Origin of the sequence: Cellulosilyticum sp. ST5, from assembly GCF_046529625.1 — a bacterium.
Classification (GTDB): Bacteria; Bacillota; Clostridia; order Lachnospirales; family Cellulosilyticaceae; genus Cellulosilyticum; species Cellulosilyticum lentocellum.
Genome location: NZ_CP132338.1, coordinates 2,099,859 through 2,119,787 on the forward strand (window position 1 = coordinate 2,099,859; position 19,929 = coordinate 2,119,787).

Annotated in this window: 19 protein-coding genes and 1 riboswitch; of the genes, 4 read left to right on the forward strand and 15 right to left on the reverse strand. The window is 34.4% G+C overall.

What is annotated here, in order from left to right:
• Positions 1–25: 25 nt before the first annotated feature.
• Both QTL86_RS10195 and QTL86_RS10200 read left to right on the forward strand, forming a co-directional pair.
• Positions 26–382 carry an ArsR/SmtB family transcription factor gene (locus tag QTL86_RS10195; protein WP_013656483.1) on the forward strand — a complete coding sequence of 119 codons (357 nt, stop codon included), beginning with the start codon at positions 26–28 and terminating at the stop codon, positions 380–382.
• Positions 383–401: 19 nt separating this feature from the next.
• Entirely contained in the window at positions 402–1,580 is a 1,179-nt protein-coding gene (locus QTL86_RS10200) for a PLP-dependent aminotransferase family protein (protein ID WP_127066151.1), read from the forward strand.
• 152 nt (positions 1,581–1,732) lie between these two features.
• Here the strand turns inward: QTL86_RS10200 and QTL86_RS10205 are convergent, their stop codons facing one another.
• The 4 genes from QTL86_RS10205 to QTL86_RS10220 all read right to left on the reverse strand — a co-directional run bounded on the left by QTL86_RS10205 (position 1,733) and on the right by QTL86_RS10220 (position 5,637).
• A complete protein-coding gene (locus QTL86_RS10205) occupies positions 1,733–2,623 on the reverse strand; it encodes a RimK family alpha-L-glutamate ligase (RefSeq protein WP_410497122.1) in 891 nt (296 codons plus the stop codon).
• Positions 2,624–2,740: 117 nt separating this feature from the next.
• Positions 2,741–3,163: a hypothetical protein gene (locus tag QTL86_RS10210; RefSeq protein ID WP_410497123.1), complete on the reverse strand. Its 423-nt coding sequence runs from the start codon at positions 3,161–3,163 to the stop codon at positions 2,741–2,743.
• A gap of 298 nt (positions 3,164–3,461) precedes the next feature.
• The gene (locus QTL86_RS10215; RefSeq protein ID WP_410497124.1) at positions 3,462–4,445 is read right to left on the reverse strand and encodes a tetratricopeptide repeat protein; all 984 of its coding nucleotides are present in this window, start codon (positions 4,443–4,445) and stop codon (positions 3,462–3,464) included.
• 55 nt (positions 4,446–4,500) lie between these two features.
• Positions 4,501–5,637 (reverse strand): SLC13 family permease, encoded by a 1,137-nt coding sequence (locus tag QTL86_RS10220; RefSeq protein WP_410497125.1) that lies wholly within the window; start codon positions 5,635–5,637, stop codon positions 4,501–4,503.
• Between the two features lie 398 nt (positions 5,638–6,035).
• Here QTL86_RS10220 and fba point away from each other — a divergent pair, with 398 nt between their 5' ends.
• Together fba and QTL86_RS10230 are read left to right on the forward strand one after the other, a co-directional pair.
• Positions 6,036–6,899 (forward strand): class II fructose-1,6-bisphosphate aldolase, encoded by an 864-nt coding sequence (gene fba / locus QTL86_RS10225; RefSeq protein WP_127066146.1) that lies wholly within the window; start codon positions 6,036–6,038, stop codon positions 6,897–6,899.
• A gap of 354 nt (positions 6,900–7,253) precedes the next feature.
• On the forward strand, positions 7,254–7,418 hold the full coding sequence (locus tag QTL86_RS10230) for an alpha/beta-type small acid-soluble spore protein (protein WP_013656476.1): 165 nt from the start codon (positions 7,254–7,256) through the stop codon (positions 7,416–7,418).
• Between the two features lie 75 nt (positions 7,419–7,493).
• On the opposite strand, the gene QTL86_RS10235 is transcribed toward QTL86_RS10230, so the two are convergent.
• From QTL86_RS10235 to QTL86_RS10285, 11 genes are all read right to left on the reverse strand, one after another.
• Positions 7,494–9,188, reverse strand: coding sequence for an ABC transporter substrate-binding protein (locus QTL86_RS10235; protein ID WP_410497126.1), 1,695 nt, complete (start codon positions 9,186–9,188; stop codon positions 7,494–7,496).
• An 87-nt stretch (positions 9,189–9,275) separates the two neighbouring features.
• The gene (locus tag QTL86_RS10240) at positions 9,276–10,265 is read right to left on the reverse strand and encodes an ABC transporter ATP-binding protein (protein WP_127066144.1); all 990 of its coding nucleotides are present in this window, start codon (positions 10,263–10,265) and stop codon (positions 9,276–9,278) included.
• Positions 10,252–11,280: an ABC transporter ATP-binding protein gene (locus QTL86_RS10245; RefSeq protein WP_013656473.1), complete on the reverse strand. Its 1,029-nt coding sequence runs from the start codon at positions 11,278–11,280 to the stop codon at positions 10,252–10,254. Before QTL86_RS10245 ends, QTL86_RS10240 begins: the two co-directional genes overlap by 14 nt.
• 18 nt (positions 11,281–11,298) lie before the next feature.
• A complete protein-coding gene (locus tag QTL86_RS10250; RefSeq protein ID WP_127066143.1) occupies positions 11,299–12,483 on the reverse strand; it encodes an ABC transporter permease in 1,185 nt (394 codons plus the stop codon).
• Between the two features lie 10 nt (positions 12,484–12,493).
• Positions 12,494–13,414 carry an ABC transporter permease gene (locus tag QTL86_RS10255; RefSeq protein WP_127066142.1) on the reverse strand — a complete coding sequence of 307 codons (921 nt, stop codon included), beginning with the start codon at positions 13,412–13,414 and terminating at the stop codon, positions 12,494–12,496.
• Between the two features lie 386 nt (positions 13,415–13,800).
• Positions 13,801–14,760, reverse strand: coding sequence for a D-2-hydroxyacid dehydrogenase (locus QTL86_RS10260; protein WP_013656470.1), 960 nt, complete (start codon positions 14,758–14,760; stop codon positions 13,801–13,803).
• Between the two features lie 4 nt (positions 14,761–14,764).
• The gene (locus QTL86_RS10265) at positions 14,765–15,892 is read right to left on the reverse strand and encodes an SPFH domain-containing protein (RefSeq protein ID WP_410497128.1); all 1,128 of its coding nucleotides are present in this window, start codon (positions 15,890–15,892) and stop codon (positions 14,765–14,767) included.
• A 137-nt stretch (positions 15,893–16,029) separates the two neighbouring features.
• Positions 16,030–17,259, reverse strand: a complete 1,230-nt coding sequence (locus tag QTL86_RS10270; RefSeq protein WP_410497129.1) for an aminopeptidase — start codon at positions 17,257–17,259, stop codon at positions 16,030–16,032.
• 79 nt (positions 17,260–17,338) lie between these two features.
• The gene (locus tag QTL86_RS10275) at positions 17,339–17,521 is read right to left on the reverse strand and encodes a DUF4250 domain-containing protein (protein WP_127066138.1); all 183 of its coding nucleotides are present in this window, start codon (positions 17,519–17,521) and stop codon (positions 17,339–17,341) included.
• 168 nt (positions 17,522–17,689) lie between these two features.
• Positions 17,690–18,976, reverse strand: a complete 1,287-nt coding sequence (locus QTL86_RS10280; protein ID WP_410497130.1) for a bifunctional folylpolyglutamate synthase/dihydrofolate synthase — start codon at positions 18,974–18,976, stop codon at positions 17,690–17,692.
• Positions 18,955–19,734, reverse strand: coding sequence for a folate family ECF transporter S component (locus QTL86_RS10285; protein ID WP_127066136.1), 780 nt, complete (start codon positions 19,732–19,734; stop codon positions 18,955–18,957). Before QTL86_RS10285 ends, QTL86_RS10280 begins: the two co-directional genes overlap by 22 nt.
• A 71-nt stretch (positions 19,735–19,805) precedes the next feature.
• Positions 19,806–19,903, reverse strand: a riboswitch (THF riboswitch).
• Positions 19,904–19,929 lie beyond the last annotated feature (26 nt).

Below are 19,929 nucleotides of genomic sequence, written 5' to 3' on the forward strand. Positions count from 1 at the left end.
TCTTCACATAAAAGAGGTGTCCACAATGTCCCAAAAGATAGATACTTGTACCTGTACCGTCATTCATCAAGATGTTGTACAAGCTGCTTATAAAGCGATGCTCCCCGCTGATACAACTAGTAGCTTAGCTGAACTTTTTAAGATTTTTGGCGATGCTACTCGTATTAAAATTTTAAATGCTCTGAAATGTTCTGAGATGTGTGTTTGCGACCTCGCTGCTTGCTTAAACATGACACATTCAGCTATTTCACATCAACTACGTGTTTTAAAGGCCTATAATCTCGTCAAACCACGTAAAGAGGGAAAAGTTGTTTATTATTCTTTAGCCGACTCACATGTAACGGCGATTTTAAATACAGGCCTTGAACATATCAATGAATAAAACTAAAGGTGGGATACACATGAGTGAAATGTTTTCAAATCGTATTTTAAATACCAAAAAATCTTTTATTAGAGAAATTCTTAAAGTTACCCAAAATAAAGAGGTCATTTCTTTTGCAGGTGGACTTCCAAATCCTATTTCTTTTCCTATAGAAGCACTTAAAACTTCTATGAACAGAGTGGTAGATGAAAATGGCAGTAATGCTTTTCAATATGCTACTACAGAAGGTTACTTACCTTTACGTGAGCAAATTGCCACACGTTATAAAAAACGTTTTGGTTTAGAAGTAAGTCCTAGTGATATCTTAATCACCAGTGGTTCTCAACAAGCTCTTGACCTTATTGGCAAGGCTTTAATCAATAAAGATGACCACGTCCTCATTGAGAAACCTGGTTACTTAGGTACCATTCAAGCCTTATCACTTTATGAACCTCAATTTCATGGTATTAACTTATTAGAAGATGGCTTAGACATACAATCTTTAGAAGTAGCACTTAAAGCTTATGCTCCTAAATTACTTTACACTGTACCTAACTTTCAAAATCCTACAGGTCTTACCTACAGTAAAGAAAAACGTGAAGCGATTTGTAAATTACTTAAAACAACTTCGACTTATCTTATTGAAGATGACCCTTACGGTGAACTTCGTTTTTCAGGAGAAGATTTACCTTATATTGGTTCCCACGGATTAGAACATAGCATTTTATTAGGTTCATTTTCAAAAATTGTTACGCCAGGTATGCGTATTGGCTGGATTTGTACAAAAGACAGTAAGCTTATGGATAAGCTTATTATTGCGAAACAGGCTTCTGATCTACATACAAATTTCTTCTCACAATGTGTGATTTCTGACTATCTTGCCCACAACGATTTAGATGAACATATTCGTAAAATCAAGTCACTTTATAAAGAACAAAGCTCAGCTATGGTAAACGCTATTAAAACGTATTTCCCTGGCAATATTCAAATCACTATTCCTGAGGGTGGTATGTTTTTATGGGCTACCTTGCCAGAAGGAACGTCTTCTTTAGAGTTATTTGACTTAGCTTCTAAAGAAAATGTTGCTTTTGTTCCTGGTGAGCCATTTTATACAGAAGAACTTACTTCTCGTACCTTCCGCCTAAACTATACTAATTCAGATAGTGAAACGATTGAAGAAGGTATTAAACGCTTATCTAAAGTCATTAAAAACAGATAAATATAAAAGGAAGAGGATTACTCAAAAGTAATACCTCTTCCTTTTATATTGCTTCCACTTATTACAACAATCTGGCTTACACAAGTTAACTATTCGTTTATATCACTAAATTAAGCCTACTTTTTTAATATGCCTAGCCATCTATCACCTGATTATAACTGTGCTATTATATGACTTATAATCTTCTCTGCTACGTTAACACCTGTACAACTTTGAATAGCCTTAATATGTGCATTGGAATTAACTTCACATAATATAGGCGTCTCCTCATCTTCAAAAAGCAAATCAATCCCTAGGAAGTCTGCTCCTAAAGCTTTACTTACCTCTAATGCCAACAGATTAAAAGCAGTAGGTGGCTCATAAGCTACTCCTATACCACCATTATTAATGTTGGCTCTAAAATCTGTTTCAGAGGTCCTTAACATCGTTGCTACTATTTCATTTCCTACTATATAAATTCTTATATCCTTCCCTTTGCTATAGCCAATATATTGCTGATATAAATGAGGTACTGTTATTAATTCTTTTCTCTTAGCTGCCAACTCTTCTCTATTTGTCACTAAGTAAACTTGTTCTCCAAAAGAACCATAGCATTCTTTAACTACCATGGGATAACCTAATATTTTTTCTACCTGTAAGAGATACTCTTCCTCCTTCTCTACTCCCCTGAACATTAAAGGTGCCATAATGGTATTAGGCATATGAATCCCCTTACCTGCTAAATACTGAAAGGTCTTTGCTTTATCATCACAAATTTCTATTACCCTTGCACTATTAAATACCCTTACTCCAAGTTGCTCTAATTGCATGGCAAGCCTTATATCCTTATCTAGAAATAAGACGAATTTAGGAAGCTGACTAGGCTTAGCACCTTTTAAAAACAGCTGATCGTCTCCTACTCCTATTATGAGTTCATTATTAAAAATCAGTTCTAGTCCTAATTCTACTTGAGCAGCCGCCTTTTTATAATGATCTACCATCTCCATAAATGTGTCCGTTTTAAGTGATCCATTCACTATCAACCAACCTGTTATTCCAGTCATTATGTTATTCCCTCCATTCACGTCACTTTCTTCCTCTATTTTAAGCTATTTTATAACTAATAAAAAGTGCCTAGCGTGATAAACTGCCGCTGGCACCTTTAAGAGAAATTCATATGATTAAACCCACCATTTCCCATCTTCATCAGACTTAATAGTAGGCTGTTCATCTTTTCGCAAATTAAACTGTTCTTGCCCATTTCTTTGTACTTCTCCTGGTCTAACTTCTTCAAGTGATTGTAATACTTCACTCATTTTGCCTCTTTCTTGTTCTTTATAGGTTTGCTTTTCTTGTTCTTTACTTCTAGTTTCTTCTTTCGCTTTCTTTTCTAATTCCTTTTCTTTAAGTAACTTAATCTTTTCCGAGGAAACAACTTCTTTTTCTTCTTTCCATGGCTCTATATATTCTAGTGAACTATGCTGATAATGCATACTTACATTGTTATTGCTTTTTTTCTGTTTTAAGTTTCTTACTAAACTAAAACCTACTAAAATTGCTACCCCTATAGCAAAAATAATAGCACCTATTAAAAATACACCCAAATGCTTACCCCCTCCTATTTATCTAAATTTTCCATCTTTACAATTATAGCACACGTTTTAATTTTTTATACACAATTTTAACAATTTTATCTATTTACTTTTTAAAATTGATTATCAATTTTAAGTTAGGTAATATAATTGCTATATCCATTTTATTCCATGTTGTTTTTTTATACAAGTATTTATTTTCATTTCAAAATAATAAGGTCACATAGCAAATGAATCTACAAAATCCATTTTACTATCTGACCTTATCAGGTTTTATTGATTTAATTAACGATCTAGTTAGCGTTCTTATCTATCCTAAACAGTCTACAAGCTGTTTAAAAATCAGGTTTTCTGGTTCAGCAGCGTAAGCTTTTTTAAAAGCTTTACTTGCCAACTCCTTTTCACCTAGATGATAATATGCAATCCCTCTTTCTGCCAAGGCATTCATATCATCTTTTCTTCTATTAATATAGAAGTTCATTTCTTCCACACAATTTTTATAATCACCAATGAGCCCATAAATAAGACCTAAACAATAATGTGCATTTTCATTATCAGGTTCAATCTCAAGTACTTTTTTGTAAACCTCTAAAGCTTCATCATACATCTTAAGACTTAAGAAAATGCTTCCTTTACATTCGTAACCAATAGCTAGCTCAGGTTCTAGGGCAATAGCTTTATTAAAACAACGTACTGCCTTTCCATATAAATCTTTGGCTAAAAACTCATCTGCTTTAGCAAAATACATTTCATATTTAGGGAAATTTAAAATAGAAGCACCTTCTAAGTCTTTTTTAGCAAAGAGGTAATTCATTTTATCTCCTGCATAGTTATGTATATACATAGCCACATCTGCAATAATTTTTTCATCTTTTTCAAAAGAAATACCTTCAGACATTTCTTTTGCATCTAATAAGCGAAGTTCTACAGGTAATAATAATGCTTCTGCTGCTGGTGCTACAATGCTATATTTAAAAAACAAACGTTCACCATCCATACTCAAATAAGTCTTAGCTTCACGATAAATGGTAGCCTTTTTATACCAGCCGATCACTTTATTTTCGCCTTCTCTGTTCTTTGAAGTCCATACAACTGTTACATCTTCTACTTGTGTATCATTTGCTAAACCACCGTCTATTTGTTCTAAGGCAATTTGGTCTAAGCCTTCACCATAGCCATAATAATAACCATTTACGTGTTGAAAATTATAACCGCATGTAGGCACTAGCTTTTCTTCATCACCTTCACCTGTATAATATTTCATCCATGGCACATTAATAAATACAATTTTCATGATTTTTCTCCTTTTTTGCCTCTAAAACTTAGTAATTCTAGTTTATCATCAAAATTTAAAATAGTAAATGTAGAAGCTGTAATAGTCCATAACCTAGAGGTACTAATAAAATTAGTCCTAACACATTATACCATGTAAAACTCTTAAAATAGGCTTTCGCTTCTTGCTGATATTCTTTGACAAAGAGTTTATAAGAAATAACACTTGCTAAAGAAGCAATCAGCGTTCCCATGCCACCTATATCTACACCTAATACAAGCTCTTGCCAATTTCCCGTGAAAGGTGCTAGTAACATGGTGGCCGGTACATTACTAATGACCTGACTCATCACAAGTCCACTTAAATAGGTATATCCCTCTTCTTTTAAAAAACTTTGCAGTGCAGCTTTAATTGCAGGGATAGCTGCCAAATTACCTATAAAAATAAAAAAACCTATAAACGTCAATAAAAGTGTATAATCTATTTGAAATAATAAATGTCTATTTACTAAAAGTGTTACAATAATGGTTATACAAAAGGCAATACGATAATCTAAAACGCCAACAACAGAGCTTAAAATAATGATAAAAAGTATTAGAAACACCATAAGTTGTTTAGGTGCCTTCATCTGTACTGGTTCTAGAACTATGGTAATATCTGTCTTTCTCTCTTTTAACAATAAACAGCCTAGGAAAATAGCAGATAAAATAACTAGGCCAGTAGCTACTTTTAAAAACTCACCTAAATGCACACCATAATAAGTATAAATAAAGAGGTTTTGCGGATTTCCCATAGGCGTTAAGCTACTTCCTAAGTTAGCCGCTAGCGTTTGAAATACAACCCACTTAATGGGTACGATTTTGAGCTTTCTTCCTATAATCAGCGTAAGAGGGATGAAGGTAATAAGTGCCACATCATTTGTCATAAACATAGCTGCAACAAAAGTAATACCTACCAATACCAAACCCGTTTGCTTACTATTTTGACAATGCCTTAGCAGGTTAACTGCTAAATAGTCTAACAGGAGCTGCTCCTTAAAAGCCGCTATAACAACCATTAAATTAAAAAGTAACAAAAGTACCTTGAAATCTATGTATGACCACTTGGGTGCTTCCCAGAAACAAGAAATAACCGCTAATACTACTGCTACTACAAGCACTATTTCTTTTTTGATCCAAGTTTTTATTTTCATTAGTCCAAAATGCTCTTTCATACTTTTTTCTATTCTCTCCTTCTAGCTTTTGTCGTATTTTATAATATACAGCTTTTCTATTATATCATGTTTCGTCTTTATTGTTGTTTTATCACCTTAAATTTTAAAGAAATATTTCAAAATTTATTTTTGAGTTTTAATGGTTATAAGTAGGTGAAATTGTAACATATTAACAAGTATTTCTTGTATTTTTTAGCTAGTATTCATTCATTTTCTCACAATTACTTTTATAAAGAAGCTAAATTAATTAATATTTTATGATAAACAACAAATTTTTGTACTTCGCAATGATTAATTTGCTGTTTATTTTTTATCAAAATACCGTTATAATAAAAGCAGGAAGACAAATAATATAATGATTATTATTTTCTCAAAAATGAATAGATGGAGGGCGTAATATGTTAGTTTCAGCAAAAGACATGTTAAACAAAGCAAGAGAAGGTAAATACGCTGTTGGACAATTCAACATCAACAATCTTGAATGGACAAAAGCTATTCTTCTTACAGCACAAGAAAATAATTCCCCAGTTATTTTAGGTGTATCTGAAGGTGCAGGTAAATACATGGGTGGTTATAAAACAATCGTAGGTATGGTTAATGGTATGATTGAAGAATTAAACATTACTGTACCAGTAGCACTTCACTTAGACCACGGTTCATATGAAGGTGCTTTAAAATGCATCGAAGCTGGTTTCTCTTCAATTATGTTCGATGGTTCACACTATCCAATCGACGAAAACGTTGCTAAAACAACTGAACTTGTTAAAATCACAACTGAAAAAGGACTTTCTTTAGAAGCTGAAGTTGGTTCAATCGGTGGCGAAGAAGATGGTGTTGTTGGTGCTGGCGAAATCGCTGATCCAGCAGAATGTAAGAGAATCGCTGATCTTGGTGTAACAATGCTTGCAGCTGGTATTGGTAATATTCACGGTCAATACCCAGAAAACTGGAAAGGCTTAGCATTTGATGCACTTGAACAAATCAACGCAGTAACAGGAACTACTCCTCTCGTACTTCACGGTGGTACAGGTATCCCTGAAGAAATGATTAAAAAAGCAATCTCATTAGGCGTTGCTAAAATCAACGTTAATACAGAATGTCAATTATCATTCGCTGCTGCTACACGTGGTTACATCGAAGCTGGTAAAGACCAACAAGGTAAAGGTTTCGACCCACGTAAATTATTAGCTCCAGGTTTTGAAGCTATTAAAGCAACTGTAAAAGAAAAAATGGAATTATTCGGCTCAGTTGGCCAAGCATAATTCTTTTTATAAAAGAAGGTATTGTAAATTTACAATACCTTCTTTTATTTTGATTTACTACTTTATACTTGTTGTCTTATTTGAAGTATGACATTTTTTTTAGTGCATACAATAAATGTATTGTTCATAAACTTGATTTTAGAATTCTCTACAAAAAATATAATTTTTTATAAACGGTTACTTTAATTTTAACTGCTGACTACTCCCAACCTAATAGGAAAAAAATACTAGAATAAAAAAAATCATACTACACATATTAATACCATAGTAACCGCAAAACATTCCACCTCTTCAAAGAGCATAGAATATTTCGTGGTTACTAAAAAACTAAAAACCTTATAGGGGGCAACCATTATGTCAAACAAACAAGCTTTTGAATCTATGAAATACGAAGTAGCAAAAGAAGTTGGAGTACCTTTAAAACAAGGATACAACGGAGACCTTACAGCTAGAGAAGCTGGAAAAATCGGTGGAACAATCGTACAAAAAGTGTTTGAAAGCTACAAAGGATCAAAATAGTTGATAAGTAAGAAAAAAACCGTCTCATATGAGACGGTTTTTTTCTTACTTATCAATTATTTATTCTTCAATTTCTTATTCTTGTACTTCAATCATTTCAGCATCACCAAACCAAAGTTTGCTTGTTGATGTTAATTCTAAGTCATGTACAGAATCTTGAATCATCATGTTTGTTACATAGTAGTATACAGGAATTATTGGCATATCTTCCATTAAGATATCATGAGCTTTGTATAAGTGTTCCATACGTTCTGCGCCCATTGTTTCTCTTGATAATTGCATTTCTGTATCAAAAGTTTCACTGCTGTAACGACCAATGTTTTGTGTATTAGTAGATTCAAAGATTTCAAGCATTGTTTGTGGGTCATTGTAATCGCCAATCCAACCACGACGTGCTAATGAATCGAAGGCATTATTATTAGTTGTTTCTTGGAATACAGCCCATTCTTGATTAGTTAATTTAACATTAATACCAAGGTTTTGTTTCCACATTTCTTGCATTGCTTCTGCAATTAATTTATGACTTTCACTTGTGTTATAGAGGATTTCAATTTCTGGAAGTCCTGCTCCATCTGGGTAACCAGCTTCTGCAAGTAACGCTTTAGCTTTTTCTACATCACCTTTTGGATTAATACCGTAGTCTCCAGCTGTTTCTGTAAATGATTTTCCTTCATTATCTGTAATACCTTCTGGCATGAAACCATAAGCTACTTTTTGTCCACCTTTAGTTACTTCTTTTACGATTTGTTCACGGTTAATTGCAAGTGATAATGCTTGACGTACACGTGCATCTTTAAGCGCTTCATTATTCATATTAAATGCATAGTAGTATGTCCCGATTTTAGGCATGATATAGAATGTTGGATCCTCTGCAATAAGTGTTGGAATTTCATCTGTTGGAATGAGTTCATTCACATCTAATTCGCCTGCTGTGTATCTTGTATGTGCTGTTGATTCATCTACAATCATATACATTACAATTTTTTCAAGATTTACATTTTCTGCATTCCAGTAGTTTTCATTTTTAACAAGTACAATTTGGTCTCCCATTTTGTATTCTGACATTTTAAATGGACCGTTTCCAATGTATTTAGCTGGATCTTTAGCCCATGCTCCTTCATCATCTACCATATCTTCTCTTACTGGCATAAGCGTAGCAAAGCCTGTAAGTCCTAAGAAGTAGTCTGTTGGTGCACTAAGTGTTACTTCTAAAGTTTTATCATCAATAGCTTTAACACCAAGCTCATCGATAGATTTTTCACCTTTAGCAATAGCACCTGCATTTAAGATATTTGCTGATTCAAAAAGGTACATATATTCTGAAGCTGTTGCTGGGTTTGCACCACGTTTCCATGCAAACTCAAAGTCACCAGCTGTTACAGGTTGTCCATCAGCCCAAGTTGCATCTCTTAATGTGAAAGTATATACGAGACCATCTTCTGATAAAGTATAACTTTCTGCAATACCTGGTACTACCTCTCCATCTTTTTCTCTCATAAGTCCTTCAAAAACATTGTTAATGATATGGCTAGCATCAGTAGCTGAATTAAGTTGTGGGTCTAATGTTAATGGGTCTGCTCCTAAGTTATAGCGAAGTGTTTGGTCTACAGCAAGTACATAGTCCTCATCTGAATCTGTTCCTGTTTCACCTGTAGTTGCTTCTGAACCAGTTGCAGTTCCTCCTGCTGTTTCTGTTTTACTAGCACATCCAGCAAGAGCCATGCTTGATGCCATAATCATAGCAAGTCCTAGTGTAAGTTTCTTTTTCATATTATTTCCTCCTAATATCTATTTTTGTTAACTTCAATAACTTCTTATTTATAAATAGGCATATCTTTCTTAAAGATGGCGCACTAATTATTTTGAATATAAGTGGCAAGCTACTTGGTGCCCTGGTGCCACTTCTTTAAGTGTTGGCGTTACTTCTGAACAAATCTTCATGCATTCACTACAACGTGTACGGAAACGACAACCTGATGGTGGATTAAGTGGACTTGGTACATCCCCTTCCAATACAATACGTTTTTTACCTCTTGCCATATCTGGATCTGGTAATGGTACTGCTGATAGTAGCGCCTTGGTATAAGGATGCGCAGGATGCTTATTAATTTCATCGCTACCACCAATCTCTACAAGGTTACCTAAATACATAACCCCTATACGATTTGAAATATGTTTTACCATAGATAAATCATGGGCAATAAATAAGTAAGTAAGTCCCATATCATTTTGTAAATCTTCAAGCATATTAATAACCTGTGCTTGAATAGATACATCAAGTGCTGAAATAGGTTCATCACAAATAATGAATTCAGGCTCTACTGCCAAAGCACGAGCAATTCCTACACGTTGTCTTTGACCACCACTAAATTCATGAGGGTAACGGCTAGCATGATCCCTCATTAATCCTACTCGTTCTAAAAGATAGTGAATACGATCATTTTTTTCTTTTCCTGTAGCAATGTGGTGTGTTTCAATGGCTTCCCCAATAATATCATTAATTGTCATACGGCTATTAAGCGAAGCATAGGGATCTTGGAATACCATTTGCATACGTTTTCTAAAAGGTAGCATTTGCTTTTCAGAGTATTTGGTGATATCTTCACCATCGAATAGAATCTTCCCCTCTGTTGGTTCATATAACTTAATAAGCGTACGTCCTGTTGTAGATTTACCACAACCTGATTCTCCTACAAGCCCTAAAGTTTCTCCTTTTTTAATATAGAAAGAAACATCATCTACAGCTTTGATGTATTGTACATTTCCTCCCCATAGCCCACTGGTTTTAGTAAAGTATTTTTTAAGGTTTTGAACTTCTATTAAGTTCTCTCTTTTATCTATGTTCATGCGCTCTAGCCTCCTTTACAAAACCTTCTACTGTTGGTGCATTTGGATGTAATAAATGACATCTTGATTTATGCGTTTTAGTCACTTCATAAACTTCTGGAATCTCTTCTAAACATTTTTTCATTGCAAATTTACAACGGTTACAAAATGCACAGCCTTTTGGTGGATTTAAAAGGTCAGGTGGTGTTCCTGGAATAGGTTCAAGCCTTTCTTTAACATCTGATTTAGGATTTGGTACTGAGTTCAGTAATCCCATTGTGTAAGGATTCTTCGCATCGTAGAAAAGTTCTTCAACTGTTCCTTCTTCCATGACCATCCCACCATACATAACAATGACACGAGTGCAAAGCTGAGCAATAACCCCTAAGTCATGTGTAATGAAAATAATTGAGCTATTTAAACGGTTTTGAATATCTTTCATGAGCTCTAAAATTTGTGCTTGAATGGTTACGTCTAAAGCTGTAGTTGGTTCATCTGCAATAATGAGCTCCGGATCACAAGAAAGTGCCATTGCAATAACCGCTCTTTGTCTCATCCCACCACTAAATTCATGAGGATAGTTCTTCATACGTTCTTCTGGAGAAGGAATTCCTACTAAAGTTAACATATTAATAGCAATTTCTTCTGCTTCTTTTTGACTTACTTTTTTATGATTACGAATCACTTCTGTCATTTGATTTCCAATGGTATAGACAGGATTAAGTGCACTCATAGGATCTTGGAAAATCATTGAGATTTCATTTCCTTGAATCTTACGCATTTCCTTTTCTGATTTTTGAACAAGGTCTTCACCTTTGAAGAGTACTGTTCCTTCTTTAATTTTTCCTGGATGTTGAAGTAATCTCATAACAGAAGAACAAGTAACAGATTTACCACTTCCTGATTCTCCTACTACCCCTAATACTTCTCCTTTATATAAATCAAAATCTACATCTCTAACAGATTGAACTTCTCCTAAATGGGTATAAAACGAAGTTTTTAATCCTCTGACTTCTAATATCTTTTCTTTATTCATCTTTAATAACCTCGCTTTCTATTTACGGAGTCTTGGATCTAGTGCATCTCTAAGCCCATCACCCAAGAAGTTGAATGCAAACATAGTAATCGCAATAGCTACTGCTGGCGCAATAAGTTGGTAAGGGTATGAACGAATACCACCTAATGCATCATTAGCAAGTGTTCCCCAAGAAGCTTCTGGTGCAGATACCCCTAAACCAATGAAGCTTAAGAAAGACTCAGTAAAGATAGCACTTGGAATACTCATTGTTAAAGAAACAATAATAGGTCCCATAGCATTTGGAATAAGGTGTCTCATAATAATTTTGAGTTTGGATACACCAATAGTTCTAGCAGCTAGAACGAATTCTTGCTCTTTTAAGCTCAGTACCTGTCCACGTACAAGTCTAGCCATACCTACCCAATAAATAAGACCTATGGTTACAATAATCGTTGTAAGACCTGGTTTGTAAACAACCATTAATAAAATAACCACTAATAAAGACGGTACTGAATTAATGATATCTACAATACGCATCATGATGTTATCTACTCTTCCGCCTTCATAGCCGGCAATACCACCATAAATAACACCGATAAATAAATTAACTAACGAAGCTACAAGACCTACTGTTAAAGAAATTCTTGCTCCATATAAAATACGAATCCAAACATCTCTTCCTAAACGGTCAGTCCCTAATAAATTAGTTTTATTTCTTACCGTTTTTACTGGTGTTGTATCGATTTCTTTACCTTCTACAAAAATTTTATATTTAACACCACCATTTTTCTTTGCTTTTTTAGCATAAGAATAGTCAAGAACAACTTCTTTCCCACCAATTTCATAGGTTTTAGTAGAAAAAGCCATATCTTCTTCTATAGTATCTGGTGCTGCAAGTAATTCACCCTTTTCACTTACTTCTATCAGTTTGTACTCGTTATGTACATATACATATTGACCATCCCAAAGTTTAGTAATGGGGAACTTCGGAGGTATATTTCCAAAACCTGGTTTTTGGTCCGAATAACTTACCTCTGAAAACATCGGTACTAAAACTGCTGTTAATGTGATTAATATAATTGTAACAAGGCCTATCATAGCTAATACATTTTTGCGAAGCATGCGCCATGCATCTTGCCAATAAGTATGACTTGGTCTCGATATTTGTTGTGATTGTTTTTCGCTGTTATCTAATAATTCCCACTCTGAATGTTTACTCATGATCTGCCTCCTAACCTTTAATTTTAATTCTAGGGTCAATATATGCATAAGCAATATCTACAATAAAGACCATTACGATATAAATTGCTGCATAGAATATAGTAAGTCCCATAATAACGGTGTAGTCACGGCTAGATACACTTTCTACGAAGTATTTACCCATACCTGGCACAGCAAAGATTTTTTCTACAACAAAAGAACCTGTAAGAATAGATGCCACCATTGGTCCTACATAAGTTACAACTGGAATAAGTGCATTTTTAAGAGCATGCTTACCGATAACTCTCAACTTGCTAAGTCCATTCGCTCTTGCTGTACGGATGTAATCTTGACGTAATACTTCTAACATACTAGAACGTGTTAATCTTGTTACATAAGCTATTGAAAATCCTCCTAAAGCAATAACCGGTCCAATATAACTCTTCCAACTTTCAAGTCCGCCTGCAGGAATCCATGCAAGTTTCTCTCCGAATATGTACATAATGAATGTACCAATAACAAAGCTTGGTATAGTTACCCCTATAGTTGCAATAATCATAATCACATAATCTATTGCATGATTTTGTTTAAGTGCAGAAAGTACGCCTAACGGTATACCTATTACTAAAATTAAAACAACAGCTAGAGCACCGATTTGTGCTGATGCTGGGAAAGTTTTAATAATAATTTCATTTACCGTTACACCTTTCTTTTTAAAGGAAACCCCCAGATCTCCTTTTGCTAAATCTCCTATATAATCTAAGTACTGCTCCCATAAAGGTGCATCTAGGTTATATTTTTCTGCTAAGGCCTTCTCAATTTCTGGCGTTAATGCTCTCTCACTTGTAAATGGTCCCCCTGGTATAGAACGCATTAAGATAAATGTAATCGTTGCAATTAAAAATAAAGTTATGAGCATCGATACGATACGTTTTAAACTATATTTGAACATAACCTTCCTCCTTCTCTCAAATATCTGATTGTTTAATTCAAATCCAATTAATTTAACTGATTAACATAATACATTATTTTATGATGTTTTGCAAGTTAGTATCGCCATTTTTTTATTTTAACCATTATTTTATGCTATTGGACGATGTTTTTTGACAGAAGTCTGCTGATTATCTTGCAAATTTCTTTTGTATTTGTCCAATTCTTTTCTTAATCTGATTACATAACTTTTAAGTATTTTTCACCTAAAAAGTATACATAAGTGCCAATATCATACCCGCCCACTTTTCAAATAAGTCTGACTTGTCGCTTTACTAAAAAATATAAATAAAAAAAGACTTATAGTTTTTATTCCTATAAGTCTTTAACTATTTTTTGATTTTTATTTTAAACTATGCGATTACGCATTTCGCCTACTTCAAAAGCTCTAATATTTTCAATCACTTCCTGCACTAACACCTGACGTGCTTCCACACTAGCCCAAGCTATATGAGGTGTGATGAAAAGCTTCTCTTGCTCTTTCACCTCAAACAAAGGATTCTCTGCATCAATAGGTTCATTAGCCAGCACATCTAATGCAGCACCCTCAATCAGATTATCATTTAATGCTTTAGCTAATTCCTCTTCTACTACAATCTTACCACGACCTAAATTGAGTAAATAAGCCGTTGACTTCATTTGTGCTATTTCTTTATATCCTATTAAGCCATGAGTTTTTTCATTATAAGGTGCGTGGATAGAAACAACATCGCTGGATGCCAAAAGTTCTTCCAAAGTAACATTCTCATATTGAGTATCACTGATATTTTTGCCTGAAGTAGAATAATAAATCACCTTCATCCCAAAAGCTATACCTATTCTAGCTACAGCTTTACCAATTGCACCAAGTCCAATAATACCTAAGGTTTTCCCCGAAAGCTGATGAAATGGCCATGCAATATAAGTAAAGGTTTCACTACTTGCATAACGTTTACTTTTTACATAAGCATCATAAGCACTGTTATGTTCAATTAAATGCAGTAACATGGCAAAAGTATGCTGCGCTACACTTTCTGTTGAATAGCCAGCCACATTAGCTACTGCAATACCTCTTTCTTTAGCGTATGAAGTATCGATATTATTATAGCCTGTAGCTAACAAGGTAATCAATTTCAAACGCTCCGCATGCTTTAAATTACTTCCATTTAATACAACCTTATTCGTAATAATAACATCTACATCTTTTATACGTTCTTCCACTTCTTCTGGTGCTGTTAAGTCATAAACGACCACTTCACCACAGCTTTCAAAGGGTGTAATATCTATGTCCGCTCCAAGTGTCAATGCATCTAGTATACAGAGTTTCATGCTATTATTCTCCAATCTTTGTTCCACATTCAGGACAGAATTTTACGCCACCTTCTATTGGCTTTCCGCATCCTGTGCAAAATCTTTTCTTTTCTACCACTTCTATCTTTTGACCACATTCAGGACAGAATTTACTCCCCTGTTTAATCATACTTTGACAGTTAGGACATGGCATAAGTTCCCCTGCTGGTGTTGCTGAAGCCACTGGTGTACTTACTGGCTGAGCATTCATAGCGGCAGCCTGTGCCATTTGATTGGCATTCATTTGGTTTAACCCTCCTGCAAAGGCATTGCCCATATGGAGCCCCATGCCTAAGCCCATACCATTTTGCATCATAGCATTAAGCCCATCATTTTCGGTTGACTTACTCATAATCTCTAGCTGCTTTAAGATTTGAATTTTACTTAATTTATCATTTTGAACACTACCTAAAATATTCATGCCTGTTAATTCTTTAAGGTGCTTTTCAATTTCTTCTGGCAAACCAATATTGCCAATCGTAAAGTGTGTCACACTTAAACCTAATTTACCGAAAGATTCCCCTAAAGTGTCTGATAAAGCTGCTGCAATTTCATTATAATTAGATGCAATTTGAGTTACTGTTAACTGTAGGCTACCAATGATATCAGTAAACTGATTGACAATGAATCCTCTTAACTGTTCAGTTATGTCTTCTAAACGATAACGTGATTTAGTACCCACAATATTCGTTAAAAAAACAACTGGATTTTCAATCTTAAAGGCATAATTACCATGTGCTCTTACTTGAACTTGCCCAAACTGGCTATCTGGAATCCAAACTGGATTATTGGTCCCCCATTTATTATTTAAGAACTCTTTCATATTTAAGAAGTAGACATCTGATTTAAAAGGTGATTTAAAACCATAGGCCCATCCCTTTAAGTCACTTAAAAGTGGTAAATTCTTAGTTTCTAGATTATACATACCCGGGCCAAAAACATCAGCTATTTGTCCTTGTTCTACAAAGATGGCCACTTGACCTGGTCTAACCGTAAGCTGTGCGCCATTTTGAATTTCTTGATCTTCCATAGGAAACATATAAACAAGTGTATTACTACTTTCATCTAACCACTGAATAATGTCTAGAAGTTGCTTTTTAAAAAATCCCATTCCAAAACCCCCTTGATTCGTTTAAAAATAGCTTCTTATGAAGCCTCAAAACATCATTTAACCTAAGTATACCAAGAAATCTTCTAAATAGCCATAGCCTCTCTACATCGGTTTGCTATAGCTTCTTTGAAGCATACTTAAAATGCCCATTCTCCAGCTTTTAAAATATAAAAGCTTTCTCCTGCCGTTGTCGTTGCTTTAATATCTAAGGCACTACTTCCTACCATAAAATCATTATGGGTAATAGAAGTGTTTGCTCCTGCTGCTTCTAATTCCTCATCGGTCATAGTTGTGCCGCCTTCTATATTAGTAGGGTAGCTACTACCAATAGCAAAGTGACAAGACGCATTTTCATCAAATAAAGTATTAAAGAAAATGGTATTAGTCTTAGAAACAGGTGAACTTTCTGGTACAATAGCCACTTCTCCTAGGTAACAAGCACCTTCATCTGTTTCGATAAGCTTTTCAAGAACAGCTTTGCCTATTGCCGCATCAAAATCTACGATTTTTCCATCTTTAAAGGTAAAGCTGAAATCTTCTATGAGATTACCACCAAATACAAGTGGCTTAGTTGCTTTTAAGGTACCATTGACACCATATTTGTGAGGCATGGTAAAAATCTCTTCTGTAGGCATATTAGCCACAAAGTAAGTTCCCTTACCACTGCATTCTCCTCCACCTTCCCATTTATGTCCTTCTGGAAGTTCAACTGTTAAATCTGTTCCTGGAGCCACATAATGCAAGGTTTTAATTTTCTTTTCATTTAAGAAAGCACATTTCTTAGCCAAATTGTCCGTATGCGCCTTCCAAGCTGCCACTGAGTCTTCTTCATAAATACGAGTGGCAGCGAAAATTTTATCCCATAACATTGCTTCTCTTTCTTCTTCCCTAGCATCCGGAAATACTTTTTTACTCCATGATGGTGTAGGCATAGATACCACGCACCAACACACCTGCGAACTGCTTACTGCTTTTCTAAATACTGTAAGTGCTTTGCCAGAAGCTTTTTGTGCGATAGCAATTTTGTTAGGCTCGATATCTTTCAGCAAATCTGGATCTCCTGCACTAATACTAATAAAAGCTGCATTTTGTGCTACTAAATCCTCATACTTCTTGACTTCCCATGCTGGAAAATCTCCTAAAGTTTCTTCGGAAGCATAAGTATAAGTTAATTTTCCAATTTGCTCATCACTATACTCTACAATAACTTTTTTAGCTCCTACTTTGTAAGCACACTCTGTCATGGCTCTAGCAAAGGTAGCTCCTTCAATAGGTGTACGAATCACTAACACTTGGTCTTTTTGTACGTTAACACCTACTTCTACTACTAATTTGGCATACTTGTATAAATTATTCTCTAACGCCATATCCGTTATCTCCTTTTATTATTTTTTGATGCTACTAAATAGTTACTTTTTGTTCAAGTTCACTATAGCTATATTTTAATTAGACAGCAATAAATTGATTAGTCTTCTTTTCATAATGGTAACCAATTTTGAGGAGTTGCTCCTCTAACTCTTGTTGATTTTTATCATAAGACTTACAGAGTTCTGTCAAGCTATCTGCTTCATCTCTTAATTTCATATTGACAATACTTAGTAATAAATAGGGATCTTTCTTATTTAACATATCCTTCTCCTTCGTTCATTTTCACCATTCTTAAATCTGATTATAGATAGTTTTATCCACTTTGTAAACTTCTATTATAGCATTCCCTAATGTGCTTTATTAAACCCATTATCAAATAAAAAAATGACATTTATCAAGCCTTTTCACTTAATAAATGTCATTTTCACCTTATATCAGTTCCAGATAACGCTGGCGTATTTCACCAATCATATATAAAGAACCAAAGGCAATTATTTGACTAACACCGTGGTATTCTTTTTCAATTTTCAATGCCCTCACTAGTGCTTCTTGAATATTAGCCATTACTTCTACCTTCATCGAATAAGCACTTAGTTTTTCTGCTAACCATTCTTTTTTTAAAGCTCTTAGGTTATTCGGCTCAGTTACCAAGAGTATATCAAACTGTTTGCTAATAATCGGTAACATTTGTTCTACTTCTTTATCTCTCAAAATACCTATTATGCCTATGGTATAACGTTTTGGTAATTGATTTATCGTTTTAGATAATGCCATAAATCCGTCTACATTATGCGCGCCATCTATAAATACAAGTGGTTTTTCACTTAGTTTTTCAAAACGTCCTTCCCAGACCACTTGCTTTATACCTTGTTTTATTTGTGGTTCTGTTAAAGGCATATGGTAGGCTTCTTGAAGCTTCCTCATAGCTTTAATAGCAATCATACAATTATATGCTTGATGAACACCTAACATTCGAATTTGAAAAACTTCACCTGCTAGTTCAAAACAAGTACCTTTTTCATTCACTGTTACTTGCTTAAGTTCTGCACAATCAGCTACGACTAATTCAGCCCCTTTTTCTTTGGCCGCTTGTTGTAAAACCGTCATCACTTCTACTTCTTGACTTGGTGTAACTACTATCGAATGTGATTTTATAATACCCGCTTTCTCTGTAGCAATTTCAGCTAATGTGGCTCCTAAAAAGTCAGTATGATCAATAGCAACCTTAGTAATAATAGACATGATTGGTTTCTTAATAACATTAGTTGCATCTAATCTACCACCCATACCTACTTCCAAAATAACAAAGTCCACCTCTTGTTCATAAAAGTATAGCAAAGCCATTCCTGTTAGGATTTCAAAATACGAAGGTGCTAAGTCTTCCTGCCTCATTTCTTCTGCAACCTGCACTACTCTACTTGAATAACTTAGAAAAGCTTCTTTTGAGATATCTTGATGGTTAATACGTATATTTTCTCTTGGAGAAATAAGTTCTGGTGAACTAAACACCCCTACTTTATAGCCTGCTTCTTGTAATATGCCTCTTATAAACTGAGTCGTAGAACCTTTTCCATTAGTACCACCTATATGAATTATCTTCAGTTTATCTTCTGGGTTGCCTAAACGCTGCATCAATATACTTATATATTTTAATCCTAGTTTAATAGTGCTACTTTTAAATAGGTTTAGGAGTTCTAAAGCTCGTTGTTCTTGCATAAGTAAGCTCCCTTTACTTTTTGTGGTAATGTACATAAAACGACATAAATGAGTGCTACCTGTAAAGGTATATCAATTAATGATTTAAAAATACGTACAATAACAGAGGCCATGATAGGTACACCATAAAGATTTTGAATCCAGAAAGGGGTTAATATAAGATGAGCCACTATAAAATTTAGTATACATACAAATATTACTTGATCAATAGTAAATAAACCATTAGCTATTCCAAAGCGCTTTTGCACCCAAAGAACAATGATAATAAGTAATATAAGTACCATTACCATCAATATGCTTAAAACAATATTCATAGGAATCCCCATAAAACTGCCTAGATTTTCAACTTCATGAATCCCTATAAAATTAATATAAATCTCTGTACCTGCTAAAGCTAAAACACCTAAAACAAGGTTTATTTTATTGAGGTTCATTGTATTTCTTTGGTTTTTAAAATAATAGAAGGCCATACCAGGAATCAGTCCTACTAAAGTTGCATTTATAGTAAATCCTGGATGATATGGTGCTCCTTGGCTTGTAAACATAAATCCTATAACATCACTTACAAAGCCTGCGACGGCGCCATAAACACCACCAAACAAACTACCTGCTATAAATATGGGGATACTGGTCATAGAAAAGCGTACCGATTTGAAACCAAACATAGGAATATAGATGACAAACGTACTAAAAATGATACTAATGGCAACTAGCAGCGCTGTTGCTGTGAGTGGAAAATGAGATTTGTTTTTTTGCATAAAAATGCCTCCTTAAAATAATATAAGGAGCCGGTCGTTCAAAACAATTTTATTATGCATTATAATAATATTGCAGTGAATGCAAGTAATGAACCGCAACCTCTGAGGTTTTCGTCTATGTTCAACATTCCGTAACAATAGCACTTAACGCTCATTACTTTACCCTGCTCGATAGGTTCTATTTTAACATAAGCT

What these genes read in the sequence shown, in the direction of transcription:
- QTL86_RS10220 (WP_410497125.1), bottom strand. Translation starts at nt 5,637, where the DNA reads ATGAAAGAGCATTTTGGACTAATGAAAATAAAAACTTGGATCAAAAAA.
- QTL86_RS10245 (WP_013656473.1), bottom strand. Translation starts at nt 11,280, where the DNA reads ATGAATAAAGAAAAGATATTAGAAGTCAGAGGATTAAAAACTTCGTTT.
- fba (WP_127066146.1), top strand. Translation starts at nt 6,036, where the DNA reads ATGTTAGTTTCAGCAAAAGACATGTTAAACAAAGCAAGAGAAGGTAAA.
- QTL86_RS10270 (WP_410497129.1), bottom strand. Translation starts at nt 17,259, where the DNA reads ATGGCGTTAGAGAATAATTTATACAAGTATGCCAAATTAGTAGTAGAA.
- QTL86_RS10240 (WP_127066144.1), bottom strand. Translation starts at nt 10,265, where the DNA reads ATGAACATAGATAAAAGAGAGAACTTAATAGAAGTTCAAAACCTTAAA.
- QTL86_RS10230 (WP_013656476.1), top strand. Translation starts at nt 7,254, where the DNA reads ATGTCAAACAAACAAGCTTTTGAATCTATGAAATACGAAGTAGCAAAA.
- QTL86_RS10260 (WP_013656470.1), bottom strand. Translation starts at nt 14,760, where the DNA reads ATGAAACTCTGTATACTAGATGCATTGACACTTGGAGCGGACATAGAT.
- QTL86_RS10265 (WP_410497128.1), bottom strand. Translation starts at nt 15,892, where the DNA reads ATGGGATTTTTTAAAAAGCAACTTCTAGACATTATTCAGTGGTTAGAT.
- QTL86_RS10195 (WP_013656483.1), top strand. Translation starts at nt 26, where the DNA reads ATGTCCCAAAAGATAGATACTTGTACCTGTACCGTCATTCATCAAGAT.
- QTL86_RS10205 (WP_410497122.1), bottom strand. Translation starts at nt 2,623, where the DNA reads ATGACTGGAATAACAGGTTGGTTGATAGTGAATGGATCACTTAAAACG.
- QTL86_RS10285 (WP_127066136.1), bottom strand. Translation starts at nt 19,734, where the DNA reads ATGCAAAAAAACAAATCTCATTTTCCACTCACAGCAACAGCGCTGCTA.
- QTL86_RS10215 (WP_410497124.1), bottom strand. Translation starts at nt 4,445, where the DNA reads ATGAAAATTGTATTTATTAATGTGCCATGGATGAAATATTATACAGGT.
- QTL86_RS10280 (WP_410497130.1), bottom strand. Translation starts at nt 18,976, where the DNA reads ATGCAAGAACAACGAGCTTTAGAACTCCTAAACCTATTTAAAAGTAGC.
- QTL86_RS10200 (WP_127066151.1), top strand. Translation starts at nt 402, where the DNA reads ATGAGTGAAATGTTTTCAAATCGTATTTTAAATACCAAAAAATCTTTT.
- QTL86_RS10255 (WP_127066142.1), bottom strand. Translation starts at nt 13,414, where the DNA reads ATGTTCAAATATAGTTTAAAACGTATCGTATCGATGCTCATAACTTTA.
- QTL86_RS10250 (WP_127066143.1), bottom strand. Translation starts at nt 12,483, where the DNA reads ATGAGTAAACATTCAGAGTGGGAATTATTAGATAACAGCGAAAAACAA.
- QTL86_RS10275 (WP_127066138.1), bottom strand. Translation starts at nt 17,521, where the DNA reads ATGTTAAATAAGAAAGATCCCTATTTATTACTAAGTATTGTCAATATG.
- QTL86_RS10235 (WP_410497126.1), bottom strand. Translation starts at nt 9,188, where the DNA reads ATGAAAAAGAAACTTACACTAGGACTTGCTATGATTATGGCATCAAGC.